This window comes from Paenibacillus sp. FSL P4-0081 (assembly GCF_000758565.1).
Taxonomy (GTDB): domain Bacteria; phylum Bacillota; class Bacilli; order Paenibacillales; family Paenibacillaceae; genus Paenibacillus_AQ; species Paenibacillus_AQ phytohabitans.
In genome coordinates this window covers 6,841,317-6,862,714 of the sequence record NZ_CP009280.1, presented here as the reverse complement: position 1 = coordinate 6,862,714, position 21,398 = coordinate 6,841,317, and the positions used below count along the sequence as shown (strand labels likewise).

Annotated in this window: 14 protein-coding genes; 13 read left to right on the top strand and 1 reads right to left on the bottom strand. The window is 52.5% G+C overall.

Annotated elements, in window-relative coordinates; translation table 11 throughout:
- Positions 1 to 802 precede the first annotated feature (802 nt).
- From P40081_RS29165 to P40081_RS29110, 12 genes are all read left to right on the top strand, one after another.
- On the top strand, positions 803 to 1,984 hold the full coding sequence (locus tag P40081_RS29165; protein WP_042139622.1) for a beta propeller repeat protein: 1,182 nt from the start codon (positions 803 to 805) through the stop codon (positions 1,982 to 1,984).
- A gap of 485 nt (positions 1,985 to 2,469) precedes the next feature.
- On the top strand, positions 2,470 to 2,772 hold the full coding sequence (locus P40081_RS29160) for a hypothetical protein (RefSeq protein WP_042139621.1): 303 nt from the start codon (positions 2,470 to 2,472) through the stop codon (positions 2,770 to 2,772).
- Positions 2,773 to 2,801: 29 nt separating this feature from the next.
- Positions 2,802 to 3,464, top strand: coding sequence for a tetratricopeptide repeat protein (locus tag P40081_RS29155; RefSeq protein WP_197074297.1), 663 nt, complete (start codon positions 2,802 to 2,804; stop codon positions 3,462 to 3,464).
- Positions 3,465 to 3,651: 187 nt separating this feature from the next.
- Entirely contained in the window at positions 3,652 to 4,431 is a 780-nt protein-coding gene (locus P40081_RS29150; RefSeq protein ID WP_042139619.1) for an SDR family NAD(P)-dependent oxidoreductase, read from the top strand.
- A gap of 129 nt (positions 4,432 to 4,560) precedes the next feature.
- Entirely contained in the window at positions 4,561 to 4,893 is a 333-nt protein-coding gene (locus P40081_RS29145; protein WP_042139618.1) for a DUF3139 domain-containing protein, read from the top strand.
- Between the two features lie 137 nt (positions 4,894 to 5,030).
- Entirely contained in the window at positions 5,031 to 5,297 is a 267-nt protein-coding gene (locus tag P40081_RS29140; RefSeq protein ID WP_042139617.1) for a hypothetical protein, read from the top strand.
- Between the two features lie 322 nt (positions 5,298 to 5,619).
- On the top strand, positions 5,620 to 11,112 hold the full coding sequence (locus P40081_RS29135) for an S-layer homology domain-containing protein (RefSeq protein WP_042139616.1): 5,493 nt from the start codon (positions 5,620 to 5,622) through the stop codon (positions 11,110 to 11,112).
- Positions 11,113 to 11,406: 294 nt separating this feature from the next.
- The gene (locus tag P40081_RS29130; RefSeq protein WP_231575211.1) at positions 11,407 to 12,378 is read left to right on the top strand and encodes an ABC transporter permease; all 972 of its coding nucleotides are present in this window, start codon (positions 11,407 to 11,409) and stop codon (positions 12,376 to 12,378) included.
- Between the two features lie 37 nt (positions 12,379 to 12,415).
- Positions 12,416 to 13,294, top strand: a complete 879-nt coding sequence (locus P40081_RS29125) for a carbohydrate ABC transporter permease (protein ID WP_042139614.1) — start codon at positions 12,416 to 12,418, stop codon at positions 13,292 to 13,294.
- A 60-nt stretch (positions 13,295 to 13,354) separates the two neighbouring features.
- Complete coding sequence (locus P40081_RS29120) at positions 13,355 to 14,956, top strand: extracellular solute-binding protein (protein WP_231575210.1); 1,602 nt, start codon at positions 13,355 to 13,357, stop codon at positions 14,954 to 14,956.
- Positions 14,957 to 14,993: 37 nt separating this feature from the next.
- On the top strand, positions 14,994 to 17,300 hold the full coding sequence (locus P40081_RS29115) for a helix-turn-helix domain-containing protein (RefSeq protein ID WP_042139613.1): 2,307 nt from the start codon (positions 14,994 to 14,996) through the stop codon (positions 17,298 to 17,300).
- 63 nt (positions 17,301 to 17,363) lie between these two features.
- Positions 17,364 to 19,100, top strand: coding sequence for a DUF8769 domain-containing protein (locus tag P40081_RS29110; RefSeq protein WP_156118725.1), 1,737 nt, complete (start codon positions 17,364 to 17,366; stop codon positions 19,098 to 19,100).
- Positions 19,101 to 19,251: 151 nt separating this feature from the next.
- Here the strand turns inward: P40081_RS29110 and P40081_RS29105 are convergent, their stop codons facing one another.
- A complete protein-coding gene (locus P40081_RS29105; RefSeq protein WP_042139611.1) occupies positions 19,252 to 20,298 on the bottom strand; it encodes a glycoside hydrolase family 88/105 protein in 1,047 nt (348 codons plus the stop codon).
- Between the two features lie 139 nt (positions 20,299 to 20,437).
- Here P40081_RS29105 and P40081_RS29100 point away from each other — a divergent pair, with 139 nt between their 5' ends.
- Positions 20,438 to 21,376 (top strand): AraC family transcriptional regulator, encoded by a 939-nt coding sequence (locus tag P40081_RS29100; protein ID WP_042139610.1) that lies wholly within the window; start codon positions 20,438 to 20,440, stop codon positions 21,374 to 21,376.
- Positions 21,377 to 21,398: the final 22 nt, after the last annotated feature.

The following is a 21,398-nucleotide window of genomic DNA, read 5'->3' as shown; positions in this document are numbered from 1 at the left end:
GGGCTTCAAGCTGCCCAACCGTCAGAAATCCTGCAAAAAGTACAACAATACCGGATTTGAAGCGCTCGACCGCCAGAAATCCTGCAAAAAGTACAACAATACCGGATCTGAAGCCGCCCAACCGTCAGAATTCCGCGTACAGAGGGAACGTGGGCATCTAATTCGGCTCCAAAGTGGGTCCGGCGCAGGAATAAGAAGCAGAAATACCCCTGCTTCATTCCGCCAAAAGTGAGGCCGGCGAAGGAAACAGAGGTAGATACTTTATTTTGGTGACAGTTCCGGAACCCGGACCTTACACGAAACGCTTGATTGTCCAGTAAGGAACAGTGAAGCTGCCTTTGTTCGTTGCAATGTGTAGTGCATCTGTTGAGTGATCTATTTTACATACTCCGGTGTAAGTTTCTCCGCTGATCAAGTGAACGCGTTGCCACAGATTGGAGAGGAGCGCATGTTGAATGTCCTTTTTTATCATACTCGTTCACTTCCCTTATTTGCTCTTAGTAACTGTATGTTAGTAAGCTTCTGTACTTATTATTTAAACCACAGAGCAATAATGTAACAGTTCAATTGGTTACAGTTTTGTACCATTTATAATATACGTTGAATTGCAGGAGTTTTACTCTTACTATACTCATAAGTGAATATAGACCCGCAACCCTCCGAGGTTAGGCTAACAGGTTGATTTCTCGAACAAGCGATAATCTCATCTTGAATGCTCTTGTGGATTGTGCCGGAAAAGCAATTACACAGCGCAGAGTAGCAGTCCGCATACAGGGTATATATATTCTAGGAGGTGTCACCAATGAATTGGACAACCAGATTGCAGCAGATCACATTAACTCTCCTTACCGCTAGTCTCCTTACTCTAGGCTGGGGGACCTCGGCTTCTCCGGTGCAGGCGGCGGCGCCAACCCCGGCTCCGTCCTGCAGCACGGGAGATCATGGACTGCTTCAGGAGTTGCAGGCAGCACATAGCGGAGCAGATGCGATCCCGCTTAGCTTCTCTGATGTAGAGTTTCTGAGTGCAGATACGGGGCGGGCAGCCGGGAACGGATTCCTGATTGGAACCTCGGACGGAGGCTGCCATTTCCAGAAGATTTATGAAGGGCAGTGGAGCTTTCAGCAGATCGACTTCCCTGATAATATCCATGGCTGGGCGCTTGCCGCGGTCAATGACGGTCAGGCTAAATATCTGATCCGGACCACGGATGGAGGCTCTACCTGGAAAAGGCTGTCGAATAAGGCTGTGACCTTTGAGCGGGTGGAGTTTCTGGACAGCAGCAAAGGATTCGGCTACAACCGTGCGTCCACCTATTATACGAATGACGGCGGAGAGAGCTGGAGTCTGATTAAGACACCAGCGAATACACGCGGAGCGTATTTCACCAGCCTGAGCAGCGGATGGGCCGTGGTCGTTGTACCGGGCAGCGGGTATCAGGTGATGCGGACGGCAGACGGCGGAACGAACTGGAAGCTGATGCTGAAATCTTCTTACGCTGAACCCTCATACGGACAAATCTATGCGAACGGCAGTCAGGTGTATGCCGTACTGTACGGCGGTTACGGAATGTCGCAGACTTCGTATTCGCTCTACGGCAGCGCTAACTCCGGCGGCAGCTGGACGCGGGTGATTGCCCAAGAGACGGCTGGAGGCGGTCCGGCTCCGGGAAGCGGCGCGGCCAAGGTGAAGAAGGGGCCCGCTTCGGGCAGCCCCGGCAATCTGGTGGTGATCGGCAAAACAACCGCCTTCCTGGTGGGATTCCAGCCCGCAGCGGAACAAGTGGGGATCGGATTCACCAAGAATAACGGGCAGGCCTGGAGTAATCAGATGACGGTTCCCGGCTACGAAGGGACGATCTCCTTCACCGATCATAGTCAAGGCTGGCTTGCGGTGAGAGACCTGAACAGCTCGACACTTTATGTGACGAAGGATGCAGGTGCCACCTGGACGTCCAAGTTTTCTTTTGAGACTACGGGGCGGTAAGGTTTTTAATGAATGAAGAAACGGGTGCCGTCCTGGCGAGGGGCGACCCGTTTTTTTTGTACACCATAGATATATATTGATTGAACTGAAAAAGGTACATGACATATAACGCGGAAGCCTGCGTACGGAGTTTGTAAAGCGTTTCGTTCGGCATCCGTTCAGCGTCAATGGATAACTGTATTTCCTGCAATTAAAAGACGAAGAAAAACCCGATTTACCGGGCGAAGTGTATTCTGTACAACTAAAATTAAGGAAAGTGTACCTTTATGGCAAAAGTGGATTTTTTAAGTGTACGAACTGCAATTAAAGTTCTCAAGGGTGATTAAAAATCACTTTTAGTTGTAGAAAGTACAGTTAAAGTGTGGGCAAGTGTAGTTACGGTGGTGAATAGCAGATACCCTGTTTCAATCCAATTTGCAGAATATCTGGTGCTGTGAAAAATTTACCAGTATGCCGGGTAATGAGATAGAGGTGGGAGGTGGAGCATGGTTAAAGCCGTTAAAATACTGTGGATCGGCGCGGTTGTGCTGAATATCGCATCAATCGTGTTCTTTTTCATGCTGACAAATCATTGGCTTACCCAGGGGTGGATCATGGATATCATCAGTACGGTAGTGCTGCAAATTGTTGGAGTTCCATCGGCGGCTCTGATTGTTGTCTCGCTTTGTATTTTTAAATTTAACTGGAAACCGGCCAGCTGGGTGGGGTACTTAGGGGCTTTAATTATTATTGCTGCGCTGCTGTGGATCGCGGGATATCTGTTCCTTTTTGCATGGCTGTCTATATAGAGGAGCTGGATAAAAGGGAGGGGATGGAAGTGGATAGTCTTTACGATCAGGGTGAAGAAGCGTATATCAGCGGGGATTTCGTTCGCGCGCTTGCACTGTTCACGGAGGAGTGGGAAAGACCAGTGTTTAATCTCGGCCGGGTGTATTTCAGACTGGGGGAGCTGGACAAAGCGTTCCGTTATTATGAGACAGCTCTGAGAATGAATCCGGCCAGTGAAGATGCTCTATATTATATGGGAACCTATTATTATGAGGTTGAGGACTATGTACAGGCGCAGCAATGTTATGAGCAATCCTTGAAGCTCAATGAAGCGCAGTCTGAAACGCATCTGAACCTGGGAATGTGTTACGTTAGGATGTCTGATTCCAAGTCAGCCCTCAAGGAATTTGAGAGAGCCTTTGAACTGGATCCGTCCTGTTATGATGCTGTGCGTAATAAAGGTCTTGTTCTTCTGGAAATGCGTGAATTTAAGGCGGCGCTGGATGCATTCGGGCTGGCGGCCAAAATCCAGCCGGATGAAACGGAGTGCATGACCGGCATCATCTATTGCCATGCAAAACTGAAAGACTACGAGACGGCACTAAGAATAGCCCGTAAACTGCTGGAGCTTGAGCCCGGCAGCAATCAGGCTTTGCGCTTTATTGAGAAGCTGGAGGTCTCGGTGACCAAGCAAATTCATGGAGAGAGTTAACTGAGGGGCATTATTGAGAACGACTGTTTAAAATAATACTTTACCGTTCGTTCTCAATATGCTAAGATTGCAAATGTGAGGCGGATAAATTTTTTTTGATAATAGTAGAACGTTCGGTCTCAATAACAGTCAGAAGCTTGATTACACAGTAACAACAAATAAACTTATAACTTAAGGAGTGTTCACGATGGGAAAGCTTGAGGGTAAGGTTGCCTTGATTACAGGAGGGAATAGCGGAATCGGGTTGTCTGCCGCCAAATTGTTTGTTGCTGAAGGTGCCAGAGTCGTTATTACCGGCCGCAATCCGGTATCTTTGCAGGCGGCGGTAGAAGAACTGGGCGCGGAGCATGCCATTGCGGTTCAAGCCGATGCGACAGATCCGCAGAGCGCTGTGACGGCTGTGAATGCAGCCATGGAGGCTTTCGGCAGACTGGATGTTGTCTATGCCAATGCAGGCATAGCGGCTTCAACACTGCTCGGCAGCACAGACTTGGCGACTTTTGAGGAAGTGCTCAAGATTAATGTGACCGGTGTCTTCTTCACCGTTCAGGCCGCACTGCCTCATCTGAAGGCCGGGGCATCAGTTATTCTGACCGGCTCCGTGCTGGCTAAGGCTGGCAGACCCGGCAACTCCGCATACGCCGCCAGCAAAGGGGCGGTCAGCAGCATGACCAAAGTGCTGGCTTCGGAGCTCTCCCCGCTGGGCATCCGGGTTAACAACATTGCCCCTGGCGTGACGCGCACACCCATCTGGGGACAATCCGCGATGGATAACTGGAGCCAGGTGGAAGCAGGCATGTCGCTTTCCATTCCGCTGGGCCGTGCGGGTGATCCGGAAGAGATTGCCAAGGTGGCGCTGTTCCTTGCCTCGGATGATTCCTCTTATATCCAAGGTGCCGATATCGCTGTAGACGGCGGAGCGGGCAGTTCTCCCCTGGGTGCACCGGTTTACCGGCAGAACGCTTAAGCATGTTGTAATGAGAGAAGCACCTTAACCGGTGCTTTTTTTGATGTTATTATGCTAAAATAGAGTCGGATGTAAAAATATGTTATTCTATTCCATTTTAAAAATCTAATTTGTAACGGAGGCTATCCTTTGAGGTTTAAAAACCGGATTTCAATTATTGTGTTAGTGGTAATGACTATATTGGCCGGGGGGATATATTTCTCGCTTACCGGATTACCTCATAAGAAAATTCAGATCGCTAGTGAAGTGAAAGAATATCTGGTTCATACAAGATTGTACCCGGCTGCAAATATTCAGGAAATCCGGGGAGGCTACAGCTTCAAATCGGGCGACTATGATGCAGATGTACTATTCAAAGATGAACCTGATGTGAACTATACGTATGCCAAAGTAAATGGGGAATTCAGACTTGTCGGAACCTCCAGCCTGTACGGGAAACATATGGACGAAACATACTATTGACAACCTTTTTCGCTTTTCCAATAAGAGGTAATGGGTATACATTGTCGAATAAGACATACATATACAAAAGCATTCACTTTGTGTACGCAGCTGAAAAAATGTAAACGCTCACAATAGACCCGGGAGGCGAATGGAAGATGGACGGAAGCAAGTCGTTGATCTATCAGATTCTCAAGACGATTGAAGAGGGCAAAGAACCGGTGCTGGAGAACCTGGAGGGTATAACAATCGGGGGATACCATAGTGCACTGGAACAGATTGTGGAGAATAAGCTGGCCAATAATATCAGTTTCTCCCTCAGCGGCAAAGGGAAAAAAGCAGTCCGCGTTGCGAATACGAGCGGCTCTAAACTGACCGCACAAGGCGTTAACTATATTCATGTTCAGGACAGCCGCAGCTACTAGCTATAAGCAAGATATACGATAACACCCGCAGAATGGAGATGCGATATATCTCCTGCTGCGGGTGTTATTTTCTATGGATTAATGGGGCTCAGTTGAATAGCCATCCCGCATCTTAAGCATTAGATAGAGAGAAGCACAAAAATAGAAACCTCAAAATCACAAATAAAGCAGACCGTCACAAAAGGTGCAGATAACACAAAACGATGCCAGATGGTAGGTTATAGGTGCTTTAGACTCTGAAAGAAAGGAGGAACGTCCGGAGCTCCGGCCGGAGAGCGAGAATAAGCGAAGCCAATTATAGCCGCAAAGGAGGCATTCGATTTTGAGAACCCAAAGGTATTCCGCAAGAGTTGCTGCCGTACTGCTCAGTGTGCTGCTGATCCTGGACAGCGGGATTAACATCCCCCCTGCATATGCCGCATCTGCGCCGATCGCCAATATTCCAGGCTGGCCAACAAGCTACAATAACAATGGGGTGGACGGGGAAGTCTACATCGACCAAACCGTATTCAGCGCAGGTCAGGCCGCGTTAAAAATAGTGAACCGGACGCCCAAGGCCAGCAATGTGTTTCTGGCGATCCGGCAGAATGTTCCGGTGAAGCCCAATACCACCTATCAGGTAAGCCTGAAGGTCAAGGGGGCTCAAGCCTCGTACTCAAGTATCGCACTGAATGCCGGCTGGTCGCTAAAAAAGGCTCTGCCGACGGGAACCTTCGATTGGCAGTCCATGGTGTTTAATATTACAACAGATGCCTCGGCCACCTCTTACCCGTTCACCGTTCTCTCCGAGGGCGTAACAGGGGCGCTTTGGCTTGATGATTTGACGATGGTGGAGGCAGGAACGGATACCAATCTGCTGCAGAACGGGGACTTTGAGACTGTGCCGCAAGCCGCGGCCGTCAGCGCCGATCCTCCTTCTGGACCCGTGGAATCAGGCACGACTGTCAGCTTGGCTACAGCAACCGTCTCTGCTGCCGTTTACTACACAACAGATAACACGGACCCTGTTTTGTCTCCGACAAAGCAATGGTACACCGGGCCGGTCGCCATCGATCGTTCATTAGTTTTGAAAACGTATGCAAAAAGCCTAGGATATGCAGACAGTCCTGTCTCAACCTTCAGCTATAGCGTAAACGGAGCCGGGGCAGGCACGGTGACGGATGAGCAGACTTTCCTTGGAAGTCTGGCGGAAGGAAAGGCGGTGCCTGTCTATTATGCGGACGGGATCGTCCTGGACGGTGATTTAAGTGAATGGGACGAAGCCTCCTACATCGAATTGCCGCTGCCCGGAAGCAGCCAGGCCAATTTGGCCAGCTGGCAGGGACCTGACGATTTATTAGGCAGAGTATATTTTGCTTATAATCAGAATCTCCTCTATTTTGCCGTGAAGGTGCGCGATGATGTGCAATCCGGTGTGGCCGGAGCAGCGATGTGGTCAGGGGACAGTATCCAGTTCGCTTCGGGAACAAGTGTGTTGTATGGTCCGGAGTATGGATTCGCCCAGGTGAACGGAGCGCCTGAGGTATGGACATGGAATCAGGGAGATACGCCCGCAGATAAGCAGCCTATCCGGTTGCAGACCAAACGGGTTGGCTCCGAAACCATCTATGAGGCTGAAATTCCCTGGAGTGCGCTCCATGCGGATGAACCGGGGGCATCCATGCCTTTCAATTTTGTGCTGAATGACAATGACGGAGCCGGACGGAAGAATTGGGTGGAATGGACGCCGGGCATAGGGAAACTGAAGGACCAGTACAGCTTCGGGAATCTGTTCTTCATCCCGCAAAACAGTACGTGGGCGGCATGGCTGGACCGAGATTATATGCAACCGGAAGAGAACCGCTACACAGCGGAGCAGAATGAGCCGCTGGACTTTCAGCTGAAGCTGGTAAATTCCACAGATCAGGCGAAGCAATTCCAGACAAAGATAGCTCAAGTGGACCCGGCATGGAGGAATATCACAGTACCTGCGCATTCCGTATTGCAGTATCCGATTACGGCCTTCTTTGCCGGAACCGGAGAGCAATCGCTCACGGCAGAGGTCAGGGAAACGGGAACGGGCGAAGAGAGGACACTGGAGTGGGAGCTCGACATTCTTCCTTCCGGCACTCAGATTGAACAGGACATAGAGCAGCTTGAAGATAATATGGGTGAATTGAAAGCGCTGCTGGAGCAGGTGGAGGCGCAGGGGATTGCAGTGGATTATGAAAAGCTGGATATCGCGGTCATCGATAAATTTATTCCTTACGGCAAGGAAGATATTGCCCAAAATAAACTGGAACGGGCGCAATATGTCAGGGACCAGCTGTTGCTGTTGTACCAGCAGACCGAGGACCGCCTTGAGGCTTATTTGGCTGGGACACAGACGAGTTTCCCGGTTCCGCATTATGTTACCGGCGATGTGACTATCGACCGGCAATCTTTCATTGGCAACACGATCAATTCGCAGACAGGGACAGAGGAGTCAAGACCGGTCTTCTTTACCGGTTACGGGCATTTTGCCCAGGTGAAAAAGGATATTCCTGTTCTGTCCCAGCTTGGGTCGAACATGATCCAGATGGAGACCGGGCCTAACCGTATCCTCCAATCGCCCAATACGATACTTGGGTGGAGCACGGAGCTCAGGGGGGGAGCCAAGGCGAGCTTTTCTTACGGGACAGAAGTGGTTCACGAAGGAAGCCGTGCCTTGAAGATAGTCAACCTTACGCCCAAGGCTGCAAATGTGTACGGAACGGTATGGCAGAAAATAGCCGTCAAGCCAAACACCAATTATGAATTCAGCATGTGGGTCAAAGGCGCCAATGTAAACAACGTCTGGTTCGGGACCTTCGCAACCCGGCTGGGTATCCCGGCGGGAACCTATGATTGGCAGAAAATCACCAAAACCTATCGCACGGGCAGTGCCGAGACCTCGCTGGATTTCCGCATCGTGTCCGAGAATGTAACCGATTCTCTGCTGATCGACAGTATTGGCATTGTGGAAAGCGGGACCACCGCCAATCTGGCGGCGTATCCCGGATTTGAGGATGACGGTACGGTAGTGAAAGAGGATTATCTCATCTCTACGGCCACCATCCGCAATGATATCCAGCAGGCGCTGCAAAGTGCCGGTGAACATAATCAGGCGGTGAGCCTGCTGCTGTCACCGCACTATTTCCCGGAATTCCTGCTGCAAAAGTACCCTGAAATCCGTTCTACTAACAGCGGCTTCATCAAATTCAACTTTAATCATCCGAAGGCAAGGGAGGCGATTGAGGATTATCTGCGCACTCTGATTCCCATGGTCAAGGATTATCCTGCTCTCCAGAATATCGTATTGTCCAATGAGCCGGTGTTCATCTCTTATAAAGATCCTGCGCAAAAGCCCGCATGGCAGTCTTATCTGAAGCAGATGTATTCGGATATTGGACAGCTGAATGCCGTGTACAATACCGCCTATGAATCCTTTGAGCAGGTTGCGATGCCGCAGGCGGAGGAACGGACAGCACTTTATTATGACTGGATCAGCTTTAATGACCAGCTGTTTGCTGAGTGGCATGAATGGATGGCAGATATTATCCATGAAATGGCGCCGGATATTCCTGTAAGTGTAAAAATCATGGGTGGAGTGCTGGCCAAGTCCCAGTTGGCCAAGTCCCCGTTATCTTGGGGGATAGATCCGGAGCAGATATCCGGCCTCAGTGATCTGAATGGTCTGGATGCCTGGAATTATCTGCATGACGAGGGAGCAACGATTATAGAGAAGCTTAAATATTATGATCTGCTGTCCTCCTTTAAAACGGCTCCTGTGTTCAATTCGGAAGACCACATCATTCCCGACCGCGACAGCCGCTATGTGCCTGAACAGGCGCCCCATGTGCGCAACGATATATGGCAGGGAGCTATCCATGGACGAAGCGCTTCCACCATTTGGGTATGGGAAAGAACCACTGATCCCGCCAGCGATTTCGAGGGCAGTGTATTGTACCGTCCGGATGTCGTTTCGGCTATCGGCACAACAGGCATGGACCTGAACCGTCTGGCCCGTGAGGTGACCTCCTTCCAGAACGCTCCGGCAGAAACGGCCGTTCTGTATTCTAAGGCGTCCAACCTCTACCGTCCGGCTTATCTGGAGGCGGTGGACCGGGCCTATTCCGCTCTGTCCCTCTCCGGGCAGAAGGTCGGCTTTGTCAGTGAGAAGCAGATCGGGGAAGGCAAGCTGTCTTCCGTCAAGCTGCTGATTATTCCGGATGCCCGGAATGTGGACTCTGAGACTATAGAAGCCGTCAAAGCCTATATTGAACAAGGGGGGCAGGCGGTTGTGCTGGGCCAGGATTCCTTTATCCGGGATGCCCATAACCAGACGCATCCGGAAGCGGCCAGAAGCTATATTATGGCGCATGCTGCAGTTATTACTGTAACAGGAACTGCAAACGCGTTAACTTCGCCGACTCTCCCGGCATTGCAAGCGCAGCTTATTCCGCTGCTCAGACAGCTGAATCTGCTTCAGGTGGAATTGAAGGATGCTCAAACCGGAGAAACAGTCTCCAATGTGGAGTGGAGAACCAGTGTATACGAAGGCAGACTGCTGCTGAATGTCGCCAATTACAGCTGGCAGACCAAACAGGTAAATATACTTCTCAACGGACAGGCGCCGGAAAGCATACAGGAATTGATTCAGGGCAAGATTCTTGGAGCATCGGCCGTAACGCTTGCCCCGTTCACGCCGCAGCTGCTTAACTTGGGAACCGTAGAGGGCGGCCATCCCGATCCTGGCAGCAATCCCGATCTGGGCGGCAATCCTGATCCGGGCAGCAATCCCGTCACCACGGACAGCGTCACATTGCCGGGCAAGCTGAGTCTGGCGGCAGGGCAGGCCGGGGAGGTACAGCTCGGAGATGAAGTCAGACTCCTTCTCCCCAGTGGGTTTATAGATACTGCAGTGAGCTTCTCCATCAACAAGCTGCAGACAGGGCAGGGTTCCGGCGGGACCCTGCCGGGAGGATTGATCAGTCCGGTTTATGAGATCACCATGGAGCCTGACCTGATGCCCGCCAAATCTGCTACACTTAGCATCCGCTTTGATAAGGCGCAGTTGAAGGCGCATCAGCAGCCCGCAATGTTTGCCTGGAGCGAGCAGGAGCGTATCTGGGTGGAGATTGCAGGAACGGTGGACGGGGACCGGCTTACTGCCGGGGTGAATAGGTTCACGAAGTTTGCCGTATTCGCGCTCAGCCCTTCTCCGGCTGAACCGGAGAAGGATGGAACAAGCACCGGAGCCGCTCCAAGCGATATTGGCGGCCACTGGGCCAAGGACAGCATCCTGCAGGCAATATCCGCAGGGCTCGCGAACGGCTATGCGGACGGAACCTTCCGGCCGGATCAGCAGGTTGTCCGCGAGGAGTTCCTGGCGCTGCTGGCCCGGGCGCTGCAGCCGGCAGAGAGTCTGAGCGGCCTGTCCTTTACGGATGCGCAGTCGGTAAGCAGCTGGGCGCGAAGCTCTGCGGCCGCGGCTGTGCAGGCCGGATGGATAGAAGGCTACGCGGATGGCACCCTCCGTCCCGGAGCGCCGCTCTCCCGGGCGGAGCTGGCGGTTCTGCTCATGCGGGCGCACTACGGAACGGAAGTGAAGCTGGCTGCGGAGAAGATATCCTTCAAGGATGAAGCAGACATTCCGGTCTGGGCCAAAGCAGCGGTATCCGGCGCAACCGAAGCAGGCTTCCTCCAAGGTGACGCTCAGAGGAAATTCTTTCCACTGAAGACCGCGACCCGCGCCGAAGCGGTAGTGGTCCTGCTGAGAATAATGGAGCAGGAAACGGCTGTGTCTGAGTCTTAAATTAAGATAGAGGGCGGCGAATCTTTATAATGTTTGCACGGGCGGCATTCCTTCGGGAATGCCGCTATTTGTGCTATATAATCTTCCAAAAAAGGAACCGAATGTACTGCCCGGCTTAAAAAATGAAGGTTGGAACAAATGATGAAGGGTGCCAGATCGGGAAATGGTGTAGAAAACGGGAAAGTGAAGGTTTCGGAAGCTCCTTCTTTCATGCTAATTTGAGGGCAGCCGTTCAGACAGAGGATGCGCTTGCTGAACGAGCCTTTAGCAAGAAACAAGAAAGGAGAGATTAACTTGTCACAATCCGCAGAGCCCTATATACCACCGGCGATGCAGAAAGGCTCCGGAGCCGCAGTATCCAAAAGCCGATTCCGGAAACAGCTGAAGCGGGATAAATATTTGTATTTCATGCTTATTCCGGTTGCTGTATTCTTTGTGCTGTTCAAATACGGCCCATTATTCGGAGAAATTATTGCATTTAAAAATTACAGGCTGGCGGATGGAATATGGGGGAGCGAATGGGTAGGTCTGGAGCAGTTCAGGAAGCTGTTTGCCAGCCCGGAATTTTATACAGTACTGCGGAATACGCTGCTGCTTAATTTGTACAGTCTCGTATTTGCTTTCCCGGTGCCGATTATTCTGGCTATACTGCTCAACGAGGTGACCCGGAGCAGCTACAAGCGTGTGTTGCAAAATCTGCTGTACATCCCGCATTTCATCTCCTGGGTGGTTCTGGGGAGCATAGTCATCGCCATCCTGTCCCCATCCACCGGGATTGTGAATCAACTGATGCAATGGGTTGGTCTGGAGCCGATTTATTTCATGGCAGACACCTTCTGGTGGCCGGTATCCTTCATTGCTTCAAGCATATGGAAGGAGGCGGGATTCGGAACGATTCTGTATCTGGCGGCTATAAGCGGCATTGACCCTACCCTGTACGAGGCGTCCAAAATCGACGGAGCCAGTAAATTTAGACAAATCTGGCATGTCACCTTGCCGGGTATCCGCGGTACCGCGGCAATTCTGCTGATTCTCCGGGTAGGCCAAATGATGGATGTCGGCTTTGAGCAGGTCTACGCCATGAAGAACAGCGCCGTCAGCCAGGTTGCCGAGGTTATCAGTACTTATGTCTATACCCGCGGGATCGAAAATCTTCAATACAGCTATACAACGGCCCTGGGGCTGTTCCAGTCACTTATCGCCTTTATCTTGGTCATTTCGGTCAACCGGCTGATCAAGACTATGGGAGAGCGGGGCCTGTGGTAGGAGGAATCATGCTTACAGAAAGAGGTCGATTACATTTATGAAAGCCAAAGCCGAGTTCTCATCCGTATTTTTCCGGTGGCTGAATTATATCGCGCTTGCCTTGTTTGCCGCGGCGACAGTGTTTCCCTTTATCAATATTATCGCCACATCCTTCAGCGGCAGCCGGGCGATCAGCGGCGGGGAGGTTTTCCTCTGGCCGGTTGATTTTAATCTGGACGCCTACCGCAATCTGTTGGACGACGGGCAACTGGTAGTAGCCATGAAAAATACGGTGTTCATCACCGTTGCGGGGACTGCTTTTAACATGCTGTTCACCGTGCTGTGCGCCTATCCCTTGTCCAAAAGCAGGCTGCGGGGAAGAAATGCTATTCTGATGGCTGTATTGTTCACCATGCTGTTTGGCGGCGGGATGATTCCCCATTTTCTGTTAATTAACGCTCTGGGGCTGGTCAACACGTATTGGGCGCTCTGGCTGCCCGCATTAATCAGCGTCTATAACATGTTTGTCATGAAGTCCTTTTTCGAGGGACTTCCGGAAGAGGTGGAAGAATCCGCCGCTATCGATGGAGCCAATGAATTGACCATACTCTGGAGAATTATCCTTCCCTTGTCCATGCCGGTCATTGCGGCTCTGACCCTGTTCTATGCAGTGGGCTGGTGGAACTCTTATATGAATGTGCTGATTTATATCCAGAGCACCGACAAAATGTCCCTGATGGTCAGATTGTATCAGATGATCGAAATGGTCAGTCCCGAACTGCTGAAGAGCGGGGAAGGCGTAGGGCAGATTTCCATTACACCGGAGGGAATACGCGCGGCATCCATTGTTTTCTCGATCACGCCGATTCTCTGTGTTTACCCGTTCCTGCAAAAGCATTTTGTCAAAGGCGTTATGCTGGGTTCGGTCAAAGGCTGATATCACGAGCTTACCACAAGCTTGAAGATATGCTAGATTAATAAGGGAGGTTATTTAAAAATGAAAATGCACAAAACCAAATGGCTGTCCTCAGCGTTGACGCTGGGGATAGCGGCGGCCACGCTGCTGAGCGGGTGCGCGAACAACACGGACACGGCGAATAACAAGACAGATTCGCCGGCAACCTCCAGCCCCGAGGCGACAAACAGCAAGTCCAAGGCTGTAAGCGTTTCAATGTTCGACCGCGGCGGCGTTTCCAGCGATGAGGGCACCTATGAGGACAACCGCTGGGTCAAATGGATCAAGGAGCAGAGCGGGATAGACGTGAAGATTATTCCGGTTCCCCGGGCACAGGCCCAGGATAAATTAAATGTGCTGATCGCTTCCAACCAGGCGCCGGACCTGATTTGGGAATTTGACCGCAGTTATATCGGAAAGCTGGTTACTCAAGGGGCGATCCAGCCGATTGATGAATATATCGAGAAGTACAGCACCTCTTACAAAGCCTATCTGGAAGCGCATCCAGAACTTAAGCCGTACCTGACGTTCGACGGAAAAATGTATGCGGTTGCCACGGAGCGGACCATGAATTCCGTTGCCAATCACGGCGCCTGGATTCGCCAGGACTGGCTGGATAAGCTTGGACTGGCCATGCCGACAACCATTGACGAATTGCTTCAGGTCGCCCAGGCCTTCAAGGATGGAGACCCGGACGGCAACGGCGCCGCGGATACGACGCCGATCGTAGGCTCAACCACCTTTGACTTCTATTCGGCCATTTATGCGGATATGAATAACCAGTGGTATCTGGAAGACGGCAAGATGGCGTACGGTGCCCTGCTTGACCGGTTTGGCGATGTCATGTCCCTGGAGAAGCAGGTATACGAGCAGGGGCTGGTCGATAAGGAATATTTGACCGACAAGAACAATCAGCGGGCCATCCAGCTCTGGACCACCGGCAAAGCAGGCATCTATATCGCCAACTGGGGCGGTGGAACGATGGAATCTCAGCTGAAGGATATGCTGGCCAATGTGCCGGATGCGCAGCCTGTGCCAATGGAGCCGGTATCCACGAAATACGGCAAATTCGGCCTGTATCAGGAGACTTCCCCATTCATTTATGTTGCCTTCAACAAGGATATGGCCGATCCCGAAGCGGCTGTGAATTATCTGGACTGGATGGTGGATGAAGGCTGGAAGGCACTTAACAACGGCTTTGAGGGCGAGCACTACACCGACGTGAACGGAGTCGCCAAGGTGATCGACCCTGACAAATTCAAGAAAGAAGTAGGATACGCCGGAGAATACGCCGTCCTGCGCAACAATACGTTCAAACCGGAAGATTTGCTGGTGAAGGCCGCTGCGGACGAAGTTTCCCAGCGCCTCGCCGCGCTCAGCCAGCAGGGGCTTGAGCTGGCGATGAAGAATGAATTCAGACGGGATATTCCATATCAGCCAAGCTTTGTGGAATTCAATGAAATCCAGACATCCATGACGCCCTTTATCAATGAGATCCGCGCCAAGGTTACCACACAGGGAAGCAAGTATACCGGTGCCTGGGCGCTTGAGGAAATCCGTAAGGAATGGAAACGGCTGGGCGGAGAGCAGGTAGAGGTCCAGGCGCAGGAATGGTACGAGCAGAACAAGGCAAGTTTTGAGTAACGGCTGAGATCAGTCGGGAACTAAAGGATGGGGAGCTTTGCAGAATAAATGGGCAAAAAAATTGATGGCGGGCTTGCTGATTCTTTTGTTCCTGATTGTGTGCATATCGGGGCTGTTGTTTTATTTCATCTTCACCGGCGATCTTAAGGACCGCCTGACGCGGACGAATATGGAGCTGCTGGAGCATATGAACCAGAAGCTGGAGCTGGTGCTGAAGAGTGTGGACAATGAGTCCGTGCAGCTCGTTCAGAATGATGAGGTCCAGAAGTTTTTTGATGAGAAGCTTCCCAGCGAGGAAGCGGCGGGCAATGATTTCCGGCTGGGCGGACAGATCGACCGGCTCATAAGCAGTGACGATTACATCTTCTCCATTGATATGTATTCTTACAGCCAGAACAGGCTGGTTTCCGGGGATGTGCTGACCGAGGAACGCAAGCTGGAGGATTACGGCTGGATCAATACGTTCGAGACGTTCGATGGCTATTTTGAGTGGCTGCCGAGCCGCCAGCTGGTCATTAACCGGTCCAGCTCGCCGATCTACAGAAATGTGGTCACGCTGGTCCGCACCTATCCGCTGCTTCATTCCGTGGGTGCCCGCAAAGGGGCAATGGCACTGAATCTGAAGACGGAAATGCTGCTCTCGCTGATTCACAATGAGGATGAGGATCTTGGGGAGACCTTTATTGTGGATGAGACAGGGCAGATCGTGCTTCATCCCGCCGAGAACAAGCTGGGGCAGAACATCGGCCAGTCCTCATATATTCATGAGGCACTGAGCCGCAAGAGCAGAACGGGGAATTTTCACTCACAGGTGGATCAGAAGCCGTCGATGGTCTTCTATACGGACTCTCCTTACACCGGATGGACGCTGATCCGCACCGTTTCCGATCTTAAGCTCAACCAGCCGCTTATTGCACTCCGCAATACGTTGGCCGTGATTTCGGCGATGATCCTCATTGCCGCTGCCGCCATGGGCCTGGCGCTCGGCAAGTGGACCTTCAGACCGCTGAACCGGTTTTTGCACACACTCTCCGTCAAATTGAACGAATATTCTCCACAGGCTAAGGAGACAGACCGGGCAGATGATCTGCAATTTCTGGAGTCCGCTTTTGAAGGGATTCTGGTTCAGAGCGACCAGCTGCACAAGCAGATGCGGGAAACCCATCCCATGCTTAAGTGGCAGCTGCTGATGGAGCTGCTCTCCAACTATAAGATCAATATCTACAATGTTGTGCAGTATATGGAGATGCTCGGAATCCAGTTTCATCCGAACCGCTTTGTCGTGCTGAACGCGGAGCTGGACCGGCGGGAGGAGATTGCCGCGATCCGGGATGTGCACCTGTACAATTATGCGCTTTGCAATTTGGCCGAAGAGTTGATTCTGGCAGAGGGAAAGGGCGCTGCCATCGAGCTGGAGAATGGCACCTGTGCGATCATCATCAGCTTTGCCGACGATGATGCCGATGCCGAGCTGCGGGCGGTGGCTGTGGCGGAACTGATCAAATCGTATGTGGAAGAGCACTTCCGGCGCACCATCTCCATTGGGGTGGGAGGGCTGGTGGAGTCTATGACAGAGCTTCACAAGTCCTTTAAGCAATCCAAAGAAGCCTTATCCTACCGCCTTGTCTTCGGCGCGAACTCGATCATTACCCGTGAGGATATTCACGGCGATCTTTCTCCCCGCTTCTACCGTTTGGTGGCGATGACGGAGGATATGATGGATTCGCTGAAGCTGCTGGACGGCACGAAGCTGCGCGAGCAGGTGGAACGATGGTTCGAAGCCTTCGCCGAATATGGCGTGCCGCCCCAGATCATCCGGCAGCTCAGCCTTCAATGCCTGATGAAGGCGGCGGAAATCGCCGAGGATGTTGGCATCGGCCACAATAATATCCAAATGCCCCAGGAGCTGCAGGAGTCGCTAAATCTGCACAAAAGCCTGGAAGAGATCAAGGAATTTCTAATGAAGACCCTGCAGGGGCATATGGAAGCCATCAAAGAGAAACGGAGCAGCAGGGAGAAAAACGGCCTGATTCTGAAGGTGCTGGAATATATTCATGACAATTACAGCCGAACCGATCTTTCGCTGAATTTGCTGGCTGAGGAATACCGGGTCAGCGTGTCCCATCTGAGCAAGCTGTTCAAGGAGCAGACCGAGGGCAACTTCATCGACTATCTGATGGCGCTGCGCATGGCTGAGGCCAAACGGCTGCTGGAGGAGACGGACGGCAAAATTATGGATATTGCCGAAGCGGTCGGCTACGGCAACGTCAACAGCTTTGTCCGCATTTTTAAAAAGTTCACTGCGCTGACGCCTTCCGAATACCGGGAGCAGCGGCGCAAGTAACAGGGAGCGGGAGAAGCCGGGGCATTGGCGGCTTCTCCTTCCTATATGAAGGGTAGGATCACAATGAATAATATGCTCGATGAACAGGCTCTCCTGCGGTGGAGGCTTGAACAATTGGAGAACCAATTCAGCCCGGTGCATTCGATGATCAGAGAGAAATATACAACCAACGGCTACCACACCGCACTTCAGAATGTGGAACAGGTGCATTCCATACGTTCTTCCATTGAATATGCCCAAGGGCTTTTGGATACCGGGCTTACGGATGCTGAGGATAGGGCTTTTGCCGTGATCCGGCAAATCGTTTCACTTCAGGACCATGATCCGGCCAGCGTGACTTATGGTATCTGGTCGTATTATCTGGAAGAGCCCTTGTCCAGCATGAGGCCCCCGGATTGGAACTGGGCGGATTTTATCGGGAAAGTACTTCTAACAACAGTAATCCGGCATAAGCACCGGATGCCTGCGGAGCTGCTGGATAGGGTGCGGGAATCGGTATTTCACGCCTGCGAGTCCATCATCCGGCGCAACATGGGTCCGCATTATACGAATATTGCCATTATGGGATCGTTTGTGACGCTGCTCGCGGGAGAAGTGTTTCAGAATCCGCGCTATCTGGATTATGGCTTGCAGAAATTCGAGGCCTTCCATCAATATGCCAGCCGAACCCGGACGTTTCAGGAATACAACAGTCCGACGTACACTAAGGTGGCGATTATTGAATTATCGCGCATCCGCTCCGCGACCAGGATCGGCCGGGCGCTGGAAATATGCGAGGATATGCTAAATTTGGCCTGGGATGGGGTGGCACGGCATTTTCACGCGTCCACAGGGCAATGGGCGGGGCCACATAGCCGCTGTTATTCCACCTTGCTGCCGGATGCAGCTAGGGCGTTCCTGCAGCTGGCGCTGGAGGGAGAACTGGATTTTTGTGCTCCAGCGGATATGTTCTACGATCTGGAATGGTACAACCTTGGTATTTCCTGTCCCGAATCCTACCGCGCCTTGTTCAGGGAAGCCGCTGAAAGGGAAGTACGCGAGGTGTATTACCGCAGTGAAGACGGCTATGAAAAAACCGCTGTTACTTACATGACTACGCGCTATGCGCTTGGTTCGGCCAGCAAGGAGGTCATGTGGAATCAGCGGCGCAATCTGCTGGCCTATGTGGACGGTCCCGGCGGAACGGTCTATGCGGCGCTGCGGATGCTGCATGACGGCTATGATTTTTCCGCACCCGTCTTTTCCGCCGAGCAGCGCAAGGGGAACGTGCTGTGCGGTCTTCAGCTCTCGCTGAACGGCGGGGATACGCATATCGGTCTGGACCGGATCGACGGCGGCATCCAGGCAGAGGATCTGCGCCTGCGGCTGGAAATCGGCGGCCGTCTTGACGGTGTAACCGCCAATGCCGTGGACGGCGGGGCGGTGGTATCCATAGGCGGGGTGAAGCTTTCCCTTCGCGGTTTGTATACCCGGTTTGCCGGAGGGGCAACTTCGCTGGTCCAGAATCCGGAATGGGAAATTGTCCACAGCGGCGATACCCTCTGCCTTGATCTGGTGCTGTACAGCGGTGAACGCCGGAGAATTGATTTTACGGCTCTGGACGAGGCAGCGGTCGTCTTTACCTTGTCGGTACGCGAGGATGAGGGACGGGACAGCAGCCCGGACTCCTTCTTCGTAACCATGTCGGCCGCAGGCAACGGGGAAGAAGTTACTGCAAGCTGGAGTACGGACGATGGGGAACTGGCGCTTAATCTGCGGCTGAAACCGGACATGGTGGAAGCGCTCAGAGGACAGGACTAAGGGGTAAGGAGGCCCGGAGACTGATCTTCGGTATCTGAACATTAAGTGCTGCGGTATACAAGCCCGGCACAGACCAAAGGCACCGCAAGGATTGCGGTGCCTTTGGTCTGGCTTCCCCCCGCATAGGCAGGGTCTTGTGAACGGTCAGCCTTCACTTCATGGCTTCGGCCAGAAGAATGAGCACCAGGCCTTGACCGTAGAGAGTGGGAATGCAGGAGATTTCATTATAGTCCTCCACAGTGGGCATCACCGGAGTGCCGCCGGACACGCCGCCGACCTCCCCATCGGCCTTGATCGTGCCCAGCACCGCTTCAAGTGCAGCTCTGGCAGGTCCCAGAGCTGCTTCGCCGAGCAGGCCCATCCGTACAGCCTTGAATATCCCGGCTGCGATGCCGGCGCTCCCGGAGGTTTCAAGATAGAAGTCTGTCCGGTCCATGACTGTATGCCAGAGTCCGGACGGACTCTGATAACCGATTAACGCCGCCATCAAGCGGCGGTATCTCTCCGTAATGGAGGCAGGCACAGGCAGCAGGCCCTCCACCTCCTGCAGAATCATGGGCGCTGCAAGGGCAATCCAGGCGTTGGCTCTTGTCCATCTGGCTGCAGACATATGGTCACCGGTGATACAGTTCCAGCCGTGAAACAGCACGCCGCTCTGTTTATCCTCAAGCAGTCTCAGGTGAAGCTCCAGCTGGCTGAGGGCTTCCCGGGCATACCCGGTTTCTCCGGTCAGCCGGGCCAGACGGGCCAGAAACAGCACAGCCATAAACACGGTATCCGCCCAGACCTGCTCCGGAAAGCTTGCCTGTTCGGTCACCGTATGCTCGAAAGCGCCTTCCCGGGTTCTTGGCGCTTCATGCAGCATCCATTGACCGGTACGGACTGCGCTCTCCTTAAAGACAGGATTCCCTGTGACGCTGTACAGTGCGGGAAAGATGGCAAACGGAGCCATGGAGTTAATAACCTTTGCATGCCCGGATTGGTGCAAATGCGCAAGGGCCCATTCTGACAGCCGGTTTATAATCTCATCGCCGCCGTCCTGCTGATAATATTCCAGAATAGAGGCGGCACCTACGCCGGGAACCCAATCCCAATGCGCCATGTCCATTCCCCAATTACCGGAATGGTTCCGCAGCATATAGGAGTACACTTTGCCCGCTGCATACTCAAGTGTTTGTGATGAAGGTAAGGTTGTCATAATCTACTAGTCCTCCTGTGATCTAGAGTTGAGCTTATATTAAGCAGTATAAGTGGCTTGCCTGTATGAATTCTTGGGCGATCCTGCCCGATATATTGGAGAATTGTACACTTATACTGATGAGGAAAGGAAGCTTGGCATGTCTGGAATGAGATCTGTAAATGAGTTGGATTCTGCTTCTTCAGCGGGATTGAAGAAGCAGAATTCCTATATGGTCGATGATATGACGAACAGGGCGCTTGCAGATTACCCGGTTCAATGTGTACAGCGCATTAATGGCATCAAGCAGGCGGAACTGCACTCGCATCACGGTTATGAATGGTACTTCTGCCTGGCAGGAAGCGGGGGATTCATTGCGGGAGATCAAGCCTACGGGATCTTCGCGGGCAGCCTGATTATTGTGAGGCCGTCCGTGCTGCATATGCCCAGACCGGCCAATGGCCAGCTGCTGCACCGGCTGATTCTTTCAGTAGACGAGAGGTATCTGGACAGGCTTTGCAGCGTAGACCGCTCCACAGCGGAGCAAGTCTGCGAATGGCTGCCCGATGGAGCGTCTGCTTCTGTGCTCTGGCAGCTGAATACCGGACAGCTGGAGAGCGTCCGGGCTATTTTGCTCGAGCTGGAGAGCGAGCTTGCAGGCAAGAGGGAAGCGTACACCCTGGAAGTGCAAAGCCTTCTGCTCCGGCTGTTCGCTGTGTTGACACGGCAGAAGGCTGGCCCGCCGCCCCGGCAAGCGGAGGAGCGCAGGAAGCTGCTCGCGGAGCAGATGACCGGCTACATTGCCGACCACTACAAGCTCCCCTTCCGGATGGAAGAGATGGTCCGTTATTTTCATTTCTCCCGCTCCTATTTGCACCGGATCTTTAAGCAGGAGACCGGCATTGCGATCCTGGAATATTTAACACATTACCGGATCAACCGTGCCAAGGAGCTGCTGGAAGCTGAGAGTATGCCGCTGATCGAGGTTGCGGTGACAGCCGGATTTCAAGATCTGTCTTATTTTTGCCGCAGCTTCAAACGCCTGACAGGTGTACCTCCGGGCCGTTATCGTAAGCTTCTCCGGCAGGGCGGTAGATAGCCGGGGCCGGTTGCTGTAAAGG